The sequence below is a fragment of the Caballeronia choica genome (assembly GCF_001544535.1).
Taxonomy (GTDB): Bacteria; Pseudomonadota; Gammaproteobacteria; order Burkholderiales; family Burkholderiaceae; genus Caballeronia; species Caballeronia choica.
On sequence record NZ_FCON02000178.1, the window covers coordinates 1 to 13,848 of the forward strand.

The window sequence follows — 13,848 nt, forward strand, 5'->3', positions numbered from 1 at the left end:
CTCGCACCGCCATTGGTTGTCTGGGCATTGCTGCACGGGCAATGGCAATGGGCGTTTCTGATCGTCGGCGTGCTGGGGATAGCCTGGAGCGCGCTGTGGATGCTGCTGTACAAGCATCCGCGTCATCAGAAGCTGCTGAGCGACGCTGAACGGGATTACATCCTCAGTGGGCAGGAGGCAAAGCACAGCGACGGCGGCGCGCCCAAGCGAAGCTGGACCGATATGCTCGGAAGCCGCAATTTTTGGGCGATCGGCATTCCACGGATTCTGTCCGAGCCGGCCTGGCAGACGTTCAATGCATGGATTCCGCTATACATGATGACCGAGCGGCACATGAACCTGAAGGAAATTGCGTTGTTTGCATGGATGCCCTTTCTGGCTGCGGACATTGGTTGCGTGCTCGGCGGCTACCTCAGTCCGCTGTTTCATAAGTACGCGAAAGTCTCGCTGTTCACGTCGCGCAAGATGGTCTTCGTGTTCGGTGCACTTTGCATGGTCGGGCCGGCATGTGTCGGACTGGTGGCCAGCCCTTACGCGGCGATTGCGCTGCTGTGCGTCGGCGGCTTCGCCCATCAGACCTTGTCGGGTGCGTTGTATGCGATTACGTCCGACGTCTTCGGCAAGAACGAAGTCGCCACTGCCACGGGCATGGGCGGCATGGCGGGTTACCTGGGCGCTGCGGCATTCACGGCGTTGTTCGGCGTTTTGGTCACGCAGGTCGGTTATAGCCCGCTGTTTGTCGTACTCGCGGTGTTCGATATTATCGCGGCGTGTGTGGTGTGCTGGCTGGCGAGAAGCGGCGACCGCATGCTCGAGCCGCAATTGGTGGCAGTGAGTACTGGGATAAAGTAAAGAGTGGGAGTTAGCTCCGGTAGCTCAGGGCGCCGGCTAGCTTGTCAGGCGGCGCCACGGGCGCCGCCTTGCATTTCATGCCGTTCAGCGATGGTGTCTTTGTGATCGAGCCGTTCCGAGCCAGTGCCGTCATAAGCTTGGCTGTTGGGAAGTCACATGAGTCGACAGACCACGATATCCGCGTCCATCGAATTTACATAGAGACAGTGAAAATTGGGGTACGAACGAGCACGGTAGGCGCACAATCCGAAGCGGAAGCGATCGTGCGGGTGAAAGACATCATCAGCAGCTTGATCGCGAGCACCGTGCGCCGGCTTTGATAAAACGGCATGCCGCGGTAGATCGCTGCGACTTCTTCACGGCTCAGAGCACGTGAGTGCACTGTGGCAGGTTTGATCACGGCGCCGCGCAGAACAGACGCCGGGTCCGCATCGGCTCGCTGGGTGATAACCGCGTACTGGAAGACGGTCGAAATGTACTGGCGCAGCTTTATCGCCACAGCGGGCGATCCACGCTCTTCGACCCGCTCCATAAGCCTGAGTACCTGGCTGGCAGTAACTAACCGCATCGGCAGCGGACCGATAAACGGGTATGCGTCTGCTTCGATCATGCGGGATACCTCAAGGTGGTGGCGGGGCATCCAGAGTCTCTTCTCCTTGTTGAGCCATTCGTCAGCGACGGCTTTAAAGGTTCACGCGCCTCCTCGACGGTTTGGGCGATTTCTCTGCGGCGTGCTTGCGCCGGATGCGTACCTTTCCTGACCAGTGCGCGCGCGTTATCCCTCGCCAGCCGAGCCGCATGCAGGCTGACTTTCGGGTATTCACCGATCGCGAACACGTTCTCCTTCCCTGCGATCCGGTAGCGGTATCGCCACAGCTTCGAGCCATTCGGCTTCACCTCAATATAGAGACCATTCGAGTCGGCAAGTTTGATAGGCTTGGACGCTGCTCTGGCCTGCCTGATCTTTATGTCGGTGAGCGCCATGAATCGACGTGGAGACGTCGCGAATGATACCCTCTTGCACACCCGCTTTTTTCCGGACGGAGGCGTTTTCCGGCGAACGGCTGCGAACGTCATGGAAGCTGGAAAGGCAGGCTGGGCAAGCATCCAAACCTATTGAACGGACTAGCGCGAACCGCTACGAACACTATGCTTCGACACATCGTCATGTGGAAACTACCTTGTGAGAACCCAGTCTGAATCCTTGTTGTATAAGGGTTTGTTGTTCGTGAACTCTGTTTGATACCCGCTCTGATACCCGCTTTTTCGGGTTCTGTCGCAGTAAGGCAAGCGGGACAAGCAAAGGCGATATGCGAAAGATGGCTTATGAAACCAACAAGTAAAATTGGCGGGCGGCAGACAGCGGGGTGTTGCCCGAACATTGCACCTGTCCTTTCTTGATCATGTGCATCAATTCGATGCCACTCAGAATGACGCGCGCGCAGTTGAAATCCTTGAACCGAGCATTGGTCGGGTTCGGCGTTTGATGGCCCGATGGTCCTGCTCCACGATGTTGTTCAAATACTTGATCTGACGAACCTTGATGGGCATCTCGCGCTCGGCATTCACCGCGTTAAGCGCAGCCAGATTGGAGCCGCTTTTGTCGATGGTCACCGTCTCGGGCGAACCGTTCTGACCGATTGCCTTTTCGAAGAAGCGCTGCGCGGCAGCCTTGTCCCGCTTGGCTCTGAACAGAAAGTCAATGGTGTTGGCCGCCTTATCCACTGCGCGGTAAAGATACTTCCACGAGCCCTTGACCTTGATATATGTTTCATCAACCCGCCAGCTCTTGCCGACCGGACGCTTGTGCTTGCGAAACGTCTTTTCAAACAGCGGCACCAGCTTGATGACCCAGCGATGTACCGTCGAATGATCGACGCCAATGTCGCGCTCAGCCAGCATTTCCTCAAGATTGCGAAGACTCAGCGAGTAGGCCACGTACCACCGCACGCACAGCAGCATCACTTCAAGCGGATAGTGCAGCCGCTTCAGAACCTTGGCGATGCCCGGAGCAAGCGTAGTTCGTGGCGTCAGTGTCTTCATCATCGTGCGGCCGAAGCGTTTTCCCCAGTCTCGAATTTTACCTCCCCCGCGTTAATGCGACAGAGCCAATGCGGCCTCGATCAATACGAGGTTCGTCGCTGGCAGGGGTGGTACCGTCACATCACACTGGCATTGCTGGCGCACGCGGTGCTTGCTGCCCTGAGGGCACAGGCCAAAAAAAACAGCTGAAGGTTCACTGCCGTTCAGCGTTCAGGAGATCCGCCGACTACTGTGTCGACTGATATGGGGAACGCTCCACTCCATTGAGCATGTGATGTCGTGGTCAATGTGGCGGCGTCGACATCAATACCGCGCCCAGCAATGTCATTACCGACGACGCGGCGGCGTGCCTCCGGCATATCTAGTGGGTAGCGGCCCGGCAGAACTGAATCTACCCCCGCCTTGATCGTCACGCGGTTAGGGTCGCTAGAGAGACCGATTCACGGCCGAATTCGACGTTCTGCTACAAAAGCGGCGCGACAAGGTCGCCGCCAAACGCTTCTTCAAGCGCGTGTTGCGTTCGCCATGTGCCGCGCAAGATCGTCACCGATCAGTTGCGCAGCTATCCGGCGGCAAAAGCCGAGATCCTGGAGCTTGCGAACGTGAAGCATGTGTTCGTCAAAGCGGCTGCTCGGTTGAACACGGCACTTGCGCCCCCGCAGTCCATCCGCATCTTCTGAATTCGGCATCAAGGGAGCCCCGTTGTCTTAGCTCCATTTATTCAACATGCTACCCGCACTTGCGCCGGCTTCTGTCGTCACGACTTTCCATTTGCCCCGATCCACTCGCGAAACAGGTTGACCTTGTGCTGATGCGCGAGGCAATCCGGGTAGACGAAGTAATAGCGCGCGCCCGTCGTGAGTACGATATCGAACGGCATCGCGAGGCGCTTCGAGGCGATATCCTCACTCACGAGCGAACAGTCGCTGATCGCGACACCGAATCCCTGCGCCGCGGCGTTCGTCGCAAGGTCGAGCGTTTCAAAACTCTGCCCGAGATCGGCATCGATTTCGGGTGCCTGCGCATGGGCGAGCCAAATCTTCCAGTCGCGATGGTCACGCGTCGGGTGCAGAAGCGTATGCCTGGCAAGATCGGCCACGCTGTCGAGCGGATTGGCCTCCAGCAGCGACGGCGCGCAAACGGGCGTCAGTTGTTCGTCAAAGAGCGCTACCGAATGAACGTCGGCGCCTGGCGACGAGCCATAAATGATCGCCGCATCGAACGGTTCAACCTGGAAATCGACGTCGTGCTGCCATGTGGTAGTGAGCTGCAACTGGATGTCAGGATACTCGGCCTGAAAGCGCATGATCTTCGGCAGGATCCAGCGCATCAGGCAGGTGGGTACCTTCAGCGCGAGGTCGGTGCGCTGCCGGGTTAGCCGCAGCGAAATCTCTTCGATCCGCGAGAAGCTGTCTTGAACTGCCGGCAATAACTGTTCGCCTTCGATCGTCAGCACGAGCCCCTTCGCATGCCGCGTGAAAAGCGGAAAACCGTAGTATTCCTCAAGAGTCTGAATCTGGCGGCTCACGGCCCCTTGCGTCAGACAGAGATGATCTGCGGCACGCGTGAAACTGCGGTGGCGCGCCACCGTTTCGAAAATTTGCAGCGCGTTCAGCGGTGGCAGGCGGCGCATCGTCTTCCCTTCTAGCATTTGAAAAATTCATGACGGCCGGGCGGTGCGTCCCGGTCGTACGGCTTCATATCATATATCCGACCAATAACAGATAGAGATCCGCGTTTACTCTGAAGGTATTGTTGTCGATGGCAGCCATGAGCACTGGACATGACGAGCATGCAAATTCATCGGTTGCGGGCCACGCGCTACGGAACAAGAATGCACGAGCACGCAAACTTCGGAGCCAAGCATGTCCCAGCAATCGATCAACGCACAGGCGTCGCATGAACTCTCCTGAAAACGCCTCGCTCTTCGCCCACGCGGGCGAACACCGCCAGCTCCGGACGGCCACCACGCAGACCTGCGGCGAAGCACTCGTGAGGCTGCTTGAACACTACGGTGTCGAACTGGTGTTCGGCATTCCCGGCGTCCATACCGTCGAGCTGTATCGTGGGCTCGCGGCATCGACACTGCGTCACGTCACACCACGCCACGAGCAGGGCGCAGGTTTCATGGCCGACGGTTATGCGCGCGTTACCGGCAAGCCCGGCGTGTGCTTCATCATCACCGGGCCGGGAATGACGAATATTGCGACCGCGATGGCGCAGGCTTACGCCGATTCGATCCCGATGCTCGTGATTTCCAGCGTCAACGCCACGCACCAGTTGGGCAACGGCGCTGGCCGCCTGCACGAACTGCCGTCGCAGCACGGCGTATTCGCCGGGCTCACCGCGTTCTCCCACACGCTGCTGAATGCGGACGAACTGCCGCAGGTGCTGGCCCGCGCGTTCGCGGTGTTCGGGAGCGAGCGGCCACGACCGGTTCACATCGAAATTCCGCTCGACGTGATCGTCGCGCCCGTTCGCGGGATGACATTCGGCGCGCCGGTGCTTCCCGCGAAGCCAACTGGCGCGCCGACCGCACTCGACGAGGCCGCCGGCTTGCTCGCTGGCGCGCGGCACCCGCTCCTCCTGGTCGGTGGCGGGGCCATCGAGGCAGCCACCGAATTGCGCGCGCTGGCCGAACGCTTGCAAGCGCCGGTGGCGCTGACGATCAACGCGAAAGGCCTGTTGCCGCGCGGTCATGCGCTATCAATCGGCTCGACTCAGTCGCTTCCCGCGACGCGCGCATTGGTGCGCGAGGCCGACGTGGTGCTCGCGGTCGGCACCGAACTTGGCGAGACCGATTACGACGTGGTGTTCGACGGCGGGTTCGCGATCGACGGCAAGCTTGTCCGGATCGACATCGACGCCCAGCAGGCAATGCGAAATTTCCCGCCCGATGTGGCGATCGCGGCCGACGCGAAGCTCGCGCTTGCGGCGCTCGACGCAAGGCTCGCCGCGCGGCCGCTGCCGCTGCGCGAGGCCGGCTGGGGCGCGCCGCGCGTGCGCGCCGTGCGCGCCGCGGTCAATGCCAGTTACGACGGGCCGATGCGCTCGCAGGCCGCGCTCCTCGATACGGTGCTGGACACCCTGCCCTCTGCGGTCATCGTCGGCGACTCGACGCGCCCGGTCTACGCCGGCAATTTCGCATTCGAGGCGGCAGAACCCAGGTCGTGGTTCAACTCGTCCACGGGCTACGGCACGCTGGGCTACGGGTTGCCGGCCGCGATCGGCGCCCGGCTTGCGAGCGACAACCGGCCCGTGATCTGCCTGATCGGCGACGGCGGCCTGCAGTTCACGCTGCCGGAACTGGCTAGCGCTGTCGAAGCCGGAGTGCCGGTGATCGTGCTGCTGTGGAACAACCGGGGCTATGCCGAAATCAGGAAACACATGGTCGAGCGCGATATCGAGCCGATCGGCGTCGACATCTACACGCCGGATTTCCTCGCGCTGGCGCGCGGCTTTGGCTGCTGCGCCACAACGGCCGAGACACCGTCCCTGCTCGCGAACGAACTGAAGCAGGCCGCAACTCGCCGCGTGCCCACGCTGATCGAAATCGACGAACAGAAGTGGTTCGACAATGTGTCGGGGGAGCCGGCATGAACGCGCCGAACAACACGCGGTTCCTGGCCCAGCACTATATCGACGGCCGTTGGGTTGACGGCGCACTGGGCCGGACGATTGCCGTGATCAACCCGGCGACCGGGGCCCACCTGGCCGACGTGGCCGCAGGCACCGCAGACGACGTCGAACTCGCGGTGACCAGCGCAGCCCGCGCGTTCCCCGCGTGGCGGCAAACGACCGGCACCGAGCGCGCACGCTACCTGCGTGCAATCGTGACGGAAGTCGAAGCGCGGCGCGAGCGCCTCGCGATGCTGCAATCGCTGAACAACGGCAAGCCGCAGGAGGAGGCGCACATGGACGTCGACGACGTGATCGCAACGTTCCGCTATTACGCCCAGCTCGCCGAGCGGCTGGACGACGCGACCACCGAAGAAGTCAGCGTCCCCAGTGCCGAGCACCGTGTACGGATTCGCCGCGAACCATGCGGCGTGGCCGCCCTGATCGTACCGTGGAACTTTCCGATGGTGACGACCGCGTGGAAGCTCGCCCCGGCGCTTGCGGCGGGGTGCACCGTCGTGCTCAAACCCTCCGAAATCACGCCGCTGCCCGAGCTCGAACTGGCGTCGGCCATCGCATCGGTCGGCATGCCGGCGGGTGTTTTCAATGCGGTGACCGGTACCGGTGCCGACGTGGGCGCGCCGCTCGTCGCGCATCCGGGGGTCGCGAAAGTGTCCTTTACCGGCAGCACGGGGGTCGGCCAGACGGTGATGAAAACTGCCTCCGACACGCTGAAGGGTGTGAGTCTCGAACTCGGGGGCAAGTCGTCGATCATGGTGTTCGACGATGCGGACCTCGACCTTGCGGTCGAGTTGGTCGAGGCGGGCGGCTTTTTCAACAGCGGCCAGATGTGCTCCGCGACGAGCCGGGTGCTGGTGGCGCGCGAACTCGCGCCGACGTTGCTGGCGAGGCTCGTCAAGCGCGTGGGGCAGATCGTGGTCGGCGACCCGTTTGCGTCCGGCGTGCAGATGGGACCGCTTGTGAATCGTGCCCAGCTCGAAAGGGTGCGCGGTCATATTGAACAGGGTATTGCAGACGGTGCGCGACTCATAACCGGCGGCGGCCGGCCAGCCGGTGTGCCGGAGCAGGGCTTTTTCATTGCACCGACGATTTTCGCCAACGTGCCGTCGACCAGCGCTTTGTGGCGTGATGAGATTTTCGGTCCGGTCCTGTGCTTCCGCGAGTTCGACACCGAACAGGAAGCCGTTGAACTCGCCAATGACAGCGAGTACGGGCTGGTGGCGACCGTCGTCACCGCCGACGAGGCACGCGGCGAACGGGTCGCCCGCGCGCTGGAGGCCGGCGTGGTGTGGGTCAACGCGCCGCAACTGATCTATCCGCAGACCTCTTGGGGCGGATACAAGCGCAGCAGCATCGGGCGCGAACTGGGCCCGTTCGGGCTCGCCGCCTTCCAGGAAATCAAGCAGGTACTTACGCGTCGTCAGGCTAATTAGCCAGTCTACTTAAAAGGATTTGCAATGAAGCACATAACCAATCCGACAACGCCTTCAACCAGCCGCTCGGCGGCAACCGGATGCCGCGCTTCGCGGGCCCGGTGACGATGATGCGCCTGCCGACCGCGACGTCGGCGCAGGGGCTCGATGCATGTTTCGTCGGCGTACCGCTTGACACCGGCACGGCGAACCGGTCGGGCCGCGCGCGATCCGCGCTAAATCGTGTTTGCTGCGCCCATACAACATGACGGCCCGCGCATCGCCGTACGTCAGCATGCAGGTGGCCGACATTGGCGACGTCGCGATCAACACGTTTAACTTGCAGAAGAGCAGGACATTGTCACCGAAGCGTACGACGAAATCCTTGCGCAGTGCTGCGTGCCGCTGACGATGGGCGGCGACCATGCGATCGTGCTACGACCTTGCGCGCGATGAAGAAGAAATACGGCCCGGTAGGAGTGGTTCATATCGACGCGCATGCGGACGTGAACGTTCGTGCAGGTGGAGGAGTGTTGGTGCAAGTCGATCACGCCCATCATGGACGAGGTGCGCACGAAACTGGGCAAGGTCCCGGTGTATCTGACCTTCGACATCGACGGCCTGGATCCGAGTTTCGCACCCGGCACGGGCACGCCAGAAATCGGCGGCCTGATGATCTGGCAAGCGCTTGAAATCATCCGTGGCTTGCCGTGGGCTGGATATCGTGGGCTGCGACCTTGTGGAGATTCGCCGCCGTACGACCCGCCCGGCAATACGGCAGTGGTCGGCGCGAACCTGCTGTATGAAAGGTTGTGTGCTGCCGAAGGTTAAGTACCGCGTCGTGAACGCGCGAATCCAGGCACGGCGGAATTTCACCCCGTGCTCCGCTTCGCTCCGTCCAGGCTAAGGTCCACGCTATGTGCACTCACATCTCGCTGCCTAAAACAAAAAGAAACCAAACCATCAGCGCATGCACTCTCGTCATGAAGTGCATGCCGATATTTCGCTTGTGATGCCCTTCGTCCAGTCATAGAGTCGGTACATACGCAACGACGTTCAAGCACTCATCTGGCGCATAGATTGGATAACTAACGAAACCACCCATGGAGATGGCAATGAAAGATTTTAGCTCGACACGACGACAAGCTCTCAAGACGATCGGTGCAGCAATCATTCTCGGCATGACCGCAGTGCGCCGGATGAGCAGACCTACGCACACAAGGTGATTGCCACACGCACGACGCATTGAACCGATTTCGCTTACCGATCATTCGACAGAGGAAAGAGCCATGACCGCTTCAAACCAGAACGCCACCCGCGTGCTGCATCTCTTCAAGACAGCCAGAGTCACCTTCGCACTCGCTGGTGTTACCGCGATGTTCGCATTCGCGCCTTCCGCACGCGCCGACGCGCTCGATACGATTGCGCAATCGGGCGTGGTCCGGATCGGCGTGTTCGAAGACTACCCGCCGTTCGGCTCGATCGGCTCGGACATGAAACCGCAAGGCTATGACATCGACGTCGCCAACCTGATCGGCAAGTCGCTCAACGCGAAGGTCGAACTCGTCCAGGTGACGGGTGACAACCGCATGGCCTACCTCGCCGACCACAAGGCCGACATGCTGCTCTCCGTCGGCCAGACGCCGGAGCGCGACAAGGTGATCGACTTCTCCCAGCCATACGCCCCGTATTACCTCGCGGTATTCGGCCCGAAGACGCTAGTCGTGAAGAATGCGAACGACCTCGCCGACAAGACGGTTTCGGTCGCGCGCGGCACGCTCGAAGACCTGAGCGTCACCAAGGTCGCGCCAGCGAGCGCCACGATCAAGCGTTTCGACGATCCGAATGGAGCGATCTCCGCCTTCCTTTCCGGACAGGCGCAGTTGATGGTGGTCGGCAACGACGTCGGTGCGACGATCCTCGCGCGTCACCCGGCGAACGATCCGGAGCAGAAGTTCGCGCTGTTCAGCTCGCCGGATCACGTCGGCCTGAACAAGAACGAGCCGCGCCTGCAGCAGAAGGTCAATGAAACGATTGCCCGCGCCCGCAAGGACGGCACCATGAACGCGATTTCCGAGAGGTGGCTGCGCGCGCCGCTGCCGGCCAATCTCTGATGACCGGCTCTCCTGACCGACCTCCCTTAACCATAAGCAACCCACCATGACCTATGCATTTGATTTCAGCGGCTTCGGCTTCTACGCGGGCATGCTCGCGCGGGGCGTCGGCGTCACCCTTGGGCTGACCGCCGTATCGACCGTGCTGGGCGGGCTGGTCGGTATCGCGGGAGCCAGCATTAGCGTCGCCGGGCCGCGCTGGGCCCGCGCGCTGCTCGCCACGTACGTCGAGCTGATTCGCAACACGCCGTTTATCGTGCAGCTGTTCTTTGTGTTCTTCGGGTTGCCGGCGTTGGGCATTCGGATTGACGAATTACAAGCGGCGACGCTTGCGATGACGGTCAATCTCGGCGCGTATGCGATCGAGATCGTCCGGGCCGGGATCGACTCGATTCCGCGTGGTCAGGTGCAGGCCGCGCAGGCGCTCGGCTTGCAGGGAAGCCAGGTATTCCGACATGTCGTGCTGCCGCAGGCGGTCGCCAACGTGTTCCCAGCGTTGCTCAGCCAGGTGCTGATCGTAATGCTCGGCTCGGCGGTGGTGTCGCAGATCTCAGTGCCCGATCTGACTTACGCGGCGAATTTCATCCAGTCGCGTAACTTCCGCTCGTTCGAGAGTTATCTGATCGTCACCGTGACGTATCTGTTTCTGTCGATCGTCTTGCGGCAATTGCTGAATCGTCTGGGCCGAGGCCTGTTTGCTGGGCGCACACTGCGCACGCCCGATGCGCGGCCTAAGTTGTGGACGCGGTTGGTCTGGCGTCGCACGCAGATTCTGACAACGGAGCGCTTGTAATGACTGAATTCACGCTGTGGGATATCGCGCGCAATCTGCTGCTTGCCGCGCGCTGGACCGTGCTGCTTTCGCTGATCGCCTTTGTGTGCGGCGGGGCGGTCGGACTTCTGCTGCTGGCCATGCGCGTGTCGCCGTTGCCGTGGCTGCGCCGGGTGATCACGCTCTATGTCGAGCTTTTCCAGGGCACGCCTTTGCTGATGCAACTGTTCGTCGCGTTCTTCGGTTTGCCCCTGCTCGGCGTCGAGGTTTCGCCGTGGGTTGCCGCCACGGTCACGCTGACGCTCTACACCAGCGCCTATCTTGTCGATATCTGGCGCGGCTGCGTCGAAGCGGTCCCGCGCGGGCAGTGGGCCGCAGGCGCGAGTCTCGGCATGACATTCAGCCAGCAGTTGCGCTACATCGTGTGGCCGCAGGCGAAGAAGATCGCGGTTGCGCCGACCGTCGGTTTTCTGGTGCAGGTGGTCAAGAGCACCGCGTTGACCTCGATCATCGGTTTCACCGAACTGACGAAGACGGGGACGATGATCACCAACACAGCGTTCCGCCCGTTTCCGATCTACGGGATGGTCGCCTTGATCTACTTTGCGATGTGCTTCCCGCTGACGCGGTATGCGCGCCGACTGCAGCAAATGCAACTGGCGCAAGGGCGCCGCTGACCCTTGCCAAGCTGCGGGCGTACGCAATGGGCTTCCCCTTCGTGGCTTGTGCCACGGAACTCAACCAGGCATGGATTTCACGATGATCTCGATCAACAATGTTTCGAAGTGGTATGGGCATTTTCAGGTGCTGACCGATTGCACGACGGAAGTGAACAAGGGTGAAGTGGTGGTGGTGTGCGGGCCGTCGGGTTCGGGCAAGTCGACCCTTATCAAGGCGGTTAACGGCCTCGAGCCGTTCCAGAAAGGCAAAATCACGATCGACGGCAAGTCGGTCGGCAACAACAAGACCAACCTGTCGAAGCTGCGTGCGAAAGTCGGCATGGTGTTCCAGCATTTCGAACTATTCCCGCATCTGTCGATTACGGAAAATCTGACGCTCGCGCAGATCAAGGTATTGGGCCGCTCAAAGGACGAAGCTGCCGCGAAGGCGCTGAAGCTGCTGGACCGCGTCGGCCTGCGGGCGCAGGCGGACAAGTTTCCGGCGCAATTGTCGGGAGGTCAGCAGCAGCGGGTGGCCATTGCGCGTGCGCTGTCGATGGACCCGATCGCGATGCTGTTCGACGAACCGACCTCGGCACTTGATCCTGAGATGATCAACGAAGTGCTCGACGTGATGGTCGAACTGGCGCAGGAAGGCATGACGATGATGTGCGTCACCCACGAAATGGGCTTTGCCAAGAAGGTCGCGCACCGTGTGATCTTCATGGACAAGGGCCTGATCATCGAAGACGATAAGAAGGAAGATTTCTTTGCGAATCCGAAGTCGGACCGCGCGAAGGATTTCCTCGCAAAAATACTGCACTAACGTCCCTGTCACTTAGGACTCAGAGGGTCCCGGTCAATGCGCGACCTTGGCGAAGCCGGCGCCGGTGGGGTGCAACTCGTGGGCAAATCGCCCCATAATGCCCGCCAAATGACGGCCGAACACGCGCCGACCGAGTTGCGAAGGTGAATGACCGCTGCACCGTGAGAGCTGTCGTTTGGAGGTTTCTACCAGTTTAACTTGAGCCCGGATTCTGTCGCTCGGTGGCGTTCATCGTCGTCCGCGTGCAGTATTTTGAAGTTTGCTTGACGACATCGTACGCGCGGGTCACGAATTGGTGATCTTGAGGGCCACACCGTCTGTGGGCAATAAGTGCAGGCAGACGGAATCTTCGATGATAGCTGGCGCGGCAGCTTGCTAAAAGGAACTGCTCAGTTTCCAGAGCCTGTGGGACAAGGTTCAAGAACTCACAAGTGCCGGCCGGATCACTGAGCAGCACCCTACAGTGAAGAAGTTTATGAAATTCTACGCCCCGCAGGCCAAGGGCGGGAACAGAGAAGCGTACCAATATGCATCGAAACAGAACTTGCTTCCTCTCGCGCACAAGAAGGAGGAGCAGAAGCAGCTGGAGAAAGACGCGTGCAGAACGAAAGTGTCTTCCCTCCAGCGCGGCTTGATCGCATATCACATCATGGACCACCTCACGCCGGGGCCGGGTACCGGAGCTCAGGTCCTTTGGAATCCGTCATCGGATCGAATTTGCGGGGATCTATCAGCTGACAAACGCGCTGCCTGAATGGACCGCCCAGCTTGGATTGCTTTGGCCCACGAACTGATTCACGGATGGCGATTGGTGACCGGCAGGTGCGTTTTTCAGCCAGGAGGGATTGAGGGCTATTGGGAGGAGGCGATGACGGTCGGCCTCCCACCCTATGACAGATGCCGATTCACGGAGAACCGCGTCGCGTAAAGGCTCTCCCGTTGCGAACTTACTATGGAGAATCGACCTTGAATCGAAGCAACAACGCGGCGGTTAAGCACGGTGAGGTAAGATCGCGGCTACAGCCGATATCATTCTCAATAAAGATTGTCGGTAGCGGCCCGAATGACCCTTTGGTCTTTGATTACGATATCCGTCCGGCGGGTAAGCCGGATGAGATTATCAGTGGAAAGACGGACGCTCGGGGGCGCGCCACTGTGATTGCACAATCGATGCCCGATGGGGAAATACGCTTTCGCGGCTTCGGTGCTTTTGGCCGCGTCGAAACGCAGTGGCAGAAAATTTTGCTCAGCAGGCAGATGACTGTGCAGTTTGGCCGTTACAGCTTCATTTGCGAGCCTGTGAGTTCTGGCAGACGAGTTCGTTCGTCGAAGCGGCGGCGGCCTTCGTCCGCAGGTGAACGATCAGCGGTCGCGCACGAGCGAGCGACCGCTGTACTTTGAGACCGGCCGCTCGCGTCGCGGGGAACTGAATGGCGACAGTGGGTCGATGGACTAAACCGCTCGCGCGGTAGGGGCTACGGTCTGACGCGAGAGGTCAGGGAGAGGCCGGTCACGCGGCTTTATGTTGGCG

General features: G+C 60.7%; 14 protein-coding genes and 3 pseudogenes. 13 read left to right on the forward strand and 4 right to left on the reverse strand.

Features of this window, described 5'->3' with window-relative positions; translation table 11 throughout:
* Positions 1-852, forward strand: an 852-nt coding sequence (locus AWB68_RS38080; protein WP_125483175.1) for an MFS transporter, incomplete at its 5' end; no start/stop codon positions are given.
* 193 nt (positions 853-1,045) lie between these two features.
* Here AWB68_RS38080 and AWB68_RS38085 read toward each other — a convergent pair.
* The 3 genes from AWB68_RS38085 to AWB68_RS38095 all read right to left on the reverse strand — a co-directional run bounded on the left by AWB68_RS38085 (position 1,046) and on the right by AWB68_RS38095 (position 2,898).
* Positions 1,046-1,492, reverse strand: a complete 447-nt coding sequence (locus AWB68_RS38085; RefSeq protein WP_374729648.1) for a tyrosine-type recombinase/integrase — start codon at positions 1,490-1,492, stop codon at positions 1,046-1,048.
* Positions 1,459-1,836, reverse strand: coding sequence for an Arm DNA-binding domain-containing protein (locus AWB68_RS38090; protein WP_160110141.1), 378 nt, complete (start codon positions 1,834-1,836; stop codon positions 1,459-1,461). Before AWB68_RS38090 ends, AWB68_RS38085 begins: the two co-directional genes overlap by 34 nt.
* Positions 1,837-2,176: 340 nt before the next feature.
* A protein-coding gene (locus AWB68_RS38095; protein ID WP_200828907.1) for an IS6 family transposase occupies positions 2,177-2,898 on the reverse strand; the annotation gives its coding sequence in 2 pieces (ribosomal slippage) (positions 2,177-2,313 and positions 2,313-2,898; 723 coding nt in all).
* A gap of 63 nt (positions 2,899-2,961) precedes the next feature.
* On the opposite strand from AWB68_RS38095, the pseudogene AWB68_RS47370 reads away from it, so the two are divergent.
* Both AWB68_RS47370 and AWB68_RS38105 read left to right on the forward strand, forming a co-directional pair.
* Positions 2,962-3,084, forward strand: a pseudogene (locus AWB68_RS47370) (IS701 family transposase); the annotation flags it as partial.
* A gap of 244 nt (positions 3,085-3,328) precedes the next feature.
* A pseudogene (locus AWB68_RS38105) lies at positions 3,329-3,536 on the forward strand (DDE-type integrase/transposase/recombinase); the annotation flags it as partial.
* A gap of 116 nt (positions 3,537-3,652) precedes the next feature.
* Here the strand turns inward: AWB68_RS38105 and AWB68_RS38110 are convergent.
* Entirely contained in the window at positions 3,653-4,528 is an 876-nt protein-coding gene (locus AWB68_RS38110; RefSeq protein WP_087649390.1) for a LysR substrate-binding domain-containing protein, read from the reverse strand.
* A gap of 266 nt (positions 4,529-4,794) precedes the next feature.
* Here AWB68_RS38110 and AWB68_RS38115 point away from each other — a divergent pair, with 266 nt between their 5' ends.
* The 10 genes and pseudogenes from AWB68_RS38115 to AWB68_RS47375 all read left to right on the forward strand — a co-directional run bounded on the left by AWB68_RS38115 (position 4,795) and on the right by AWB68_RS47375 (position 13,718).
* Entirely contained in the window at positions 4,795-6,495 is a 1,701-nt protein-coding gene (locus AWB68_RS38115; RefSeq protein ID WP_087649384.1) for a 5-guanidino-2-oxopentanoate decarboxylase, read from the forward strand.
* Positions 6,492-7,967 (forward strand): aldehyde dehydrogenase family protein, encoded by a 1,476-nt coding sequence (locus tag AWB68_RS38120; RefSeq protein WP_087649385.1) that lies wholly within the window; start codon positions 6,492-6,494, stop codon positions 7,965-7,967. Before AWB68_RS38115 ends, AWB68_RS38120 begins: the two co-directional genes overlap by 4 nt.
* 226 nt (positions 7,968-8,193) lie before the next feature.
* Positions 8,194-8,355 (forward strand): hypothetical protein, encoded by a 162-nt coding sequence (locus tag AWB68_RS51215; RefSeq protein WP_327384103.1) that lies wholly within the window; start codon positions 8,194-8,196, stop codon positions 8,353-8,355.
* A gap of 43 nt (positions 8,356-8,398) precedes the next feature.
* Positions 8,399-8,777 (forward strand): annotated as a pseudogene (locus tag AWB68_RS50085) (arginase family protein).
* A gap of 458 nt (positions 8,778-9,235) precedes the next feature.
* Positions 9,236-10,060: a transporter substrate-binding domain-containing protein gene (locus AWB68_RS38130; protein ID WP_087649386.1), complete on the forward strand. Its 825-nt coding sequence runs from the start codon at positions 9,236-9,238 to the stop codon at positions 10,058-10,060.
* 46 nt (positions 10,061-10,106) lie between these two features.
* The gene (locus AWB68_RS38135) at positions 10,107-10,853 is read left to right on the forward strand and encodes an amino acid ABC transporter permease (protein WP_087649387.1); all 747 of its coding nucleotides are present in this window, start codon (positions 10,107-10,109) and stop codon (positions 10,851-10,853) included.
* Positions 10,853-11,509, forward strand: coding sequence for an amino acid ABC transporter permease (locus tag AWB68_RS38140; protein WP_087649388.1), 657 nt, complete (start codon positions 10,853-10,855; stop codon positions 11,507-11,509). The genes AWB68_RS38135 and AWB68_RS38140 overlap by 1 nt, the downstream gene beginning before the upstream one ends.
* Positions 11,510-11,591: 82 nt before the next feature.
* Entirely contained in the window at positions 11,592-12,317 is a 726-nt protein-coding gene (locus AWB68_RS38145) for an amino acid ABC transporter ATP-binding protein (protein ID WP_087649391.1), read from the forward strand.
* Positions 12,318-12,792: 475 nt separating this feature from the next.
* Positions 12,793-13,071 carry a hypothetical protein gene (locus AWB68_RS38150; protein WP_125483177.1) on the forward strand — a complete coding sequence of 93 codons (279 nt, stop codon included), beginning with the start codon at positions 12,793-12,795 and terminating at the stop codon, positions 13,069-13,071.
* A 212-nt stretch (positions 13,072-13,283) separates the two neighbouring features.
* Complete coding sequence (locus AWB68_RS47375) at positions 13,284-13,718, forward strand: hypothetical protein (protein ID WP_125483178.1); 435 nt, start codon at positions 13,284-13,286, stop codon at positions 13,716-13,718.
* Positions 13,719-13,848: the final 130 nt, after the last annotated feature.

Excerpts from the sequence above, each read along its gene's own strand:
- AWB68_RS38085 (WP_374729648.1), bottom strand. The coding sequence starts at position 1,492 with ATGCCCCGCCACCACCTTGAGGTATCCCGCATGATCGAAGCAGACGCA.
- AWB68_RS38090 (WP_160110141.1), bottom strand. The coding sequence starts at position 1,836 with ATGGCGCTCACCGACATAAAGATCAGGCAGGCCAGAGCAGCGTCCAAG.
- AWB68_RS38110 (WP_087649390.1), bottom strand. The coding sequence starts at position 4,528 with ATGCGCCGCCTGCCACCGCTGAACGCGCTGCAAATTTTCGAAACGGTG.
- AWB68_RS38115 (WP_087649384.1), top strand. The coding sequence starts at position 4,795 with ATGAACTCTCCTGAAAACGCCTCGCTCTTCGCCCACGCGGGCGAACAC.
- AWB68_RS38120 (WP_087649385.1), top strand. The coding sequence starts at position 6,492 with ATGAACGCGCCGAACAACACGCGGTTCCTGGCCCAGCACTATATCGAC.
- AWB68_RS38130 (WP_087649386.1), top strand. The coding sequence starts at position 9,236 with ATGACCGCTTCAAACCAGAACGCCACCCGCGTGCTGCATCTCTTCAAG.
- AWB68_RS38135 (WP_087649387.1), top strand. The coding sequence starts at position 10,107 with ATGACCTATGCATTTGATTTCAGCGGCTTCGGCTTCTACGCGGGCATG.
- AWB68_RS38140 (WP_087649388.1), top strand. The coding sequence starts at position 10,853 with ATGACTGAATTCACGCTGTGGGATATCGCGCGCAATCTGCTGCTTGCC.
- AWB68_RS38145 (WP_087649391.1), top strand. The coding sequence starts at position 11,592 with ATGATCTCGATCAACAATGTTTCGAAGTGGTATGGGCATTTTCAGGTG.
- AWB68_RS38150 (WP_125483177.1), top strand. The coding sequence starts at position 12,793 with ATGAAATTCTACGCCCCGCAGGCCAAGGGCGGGAACAGAGAAGCGTAC.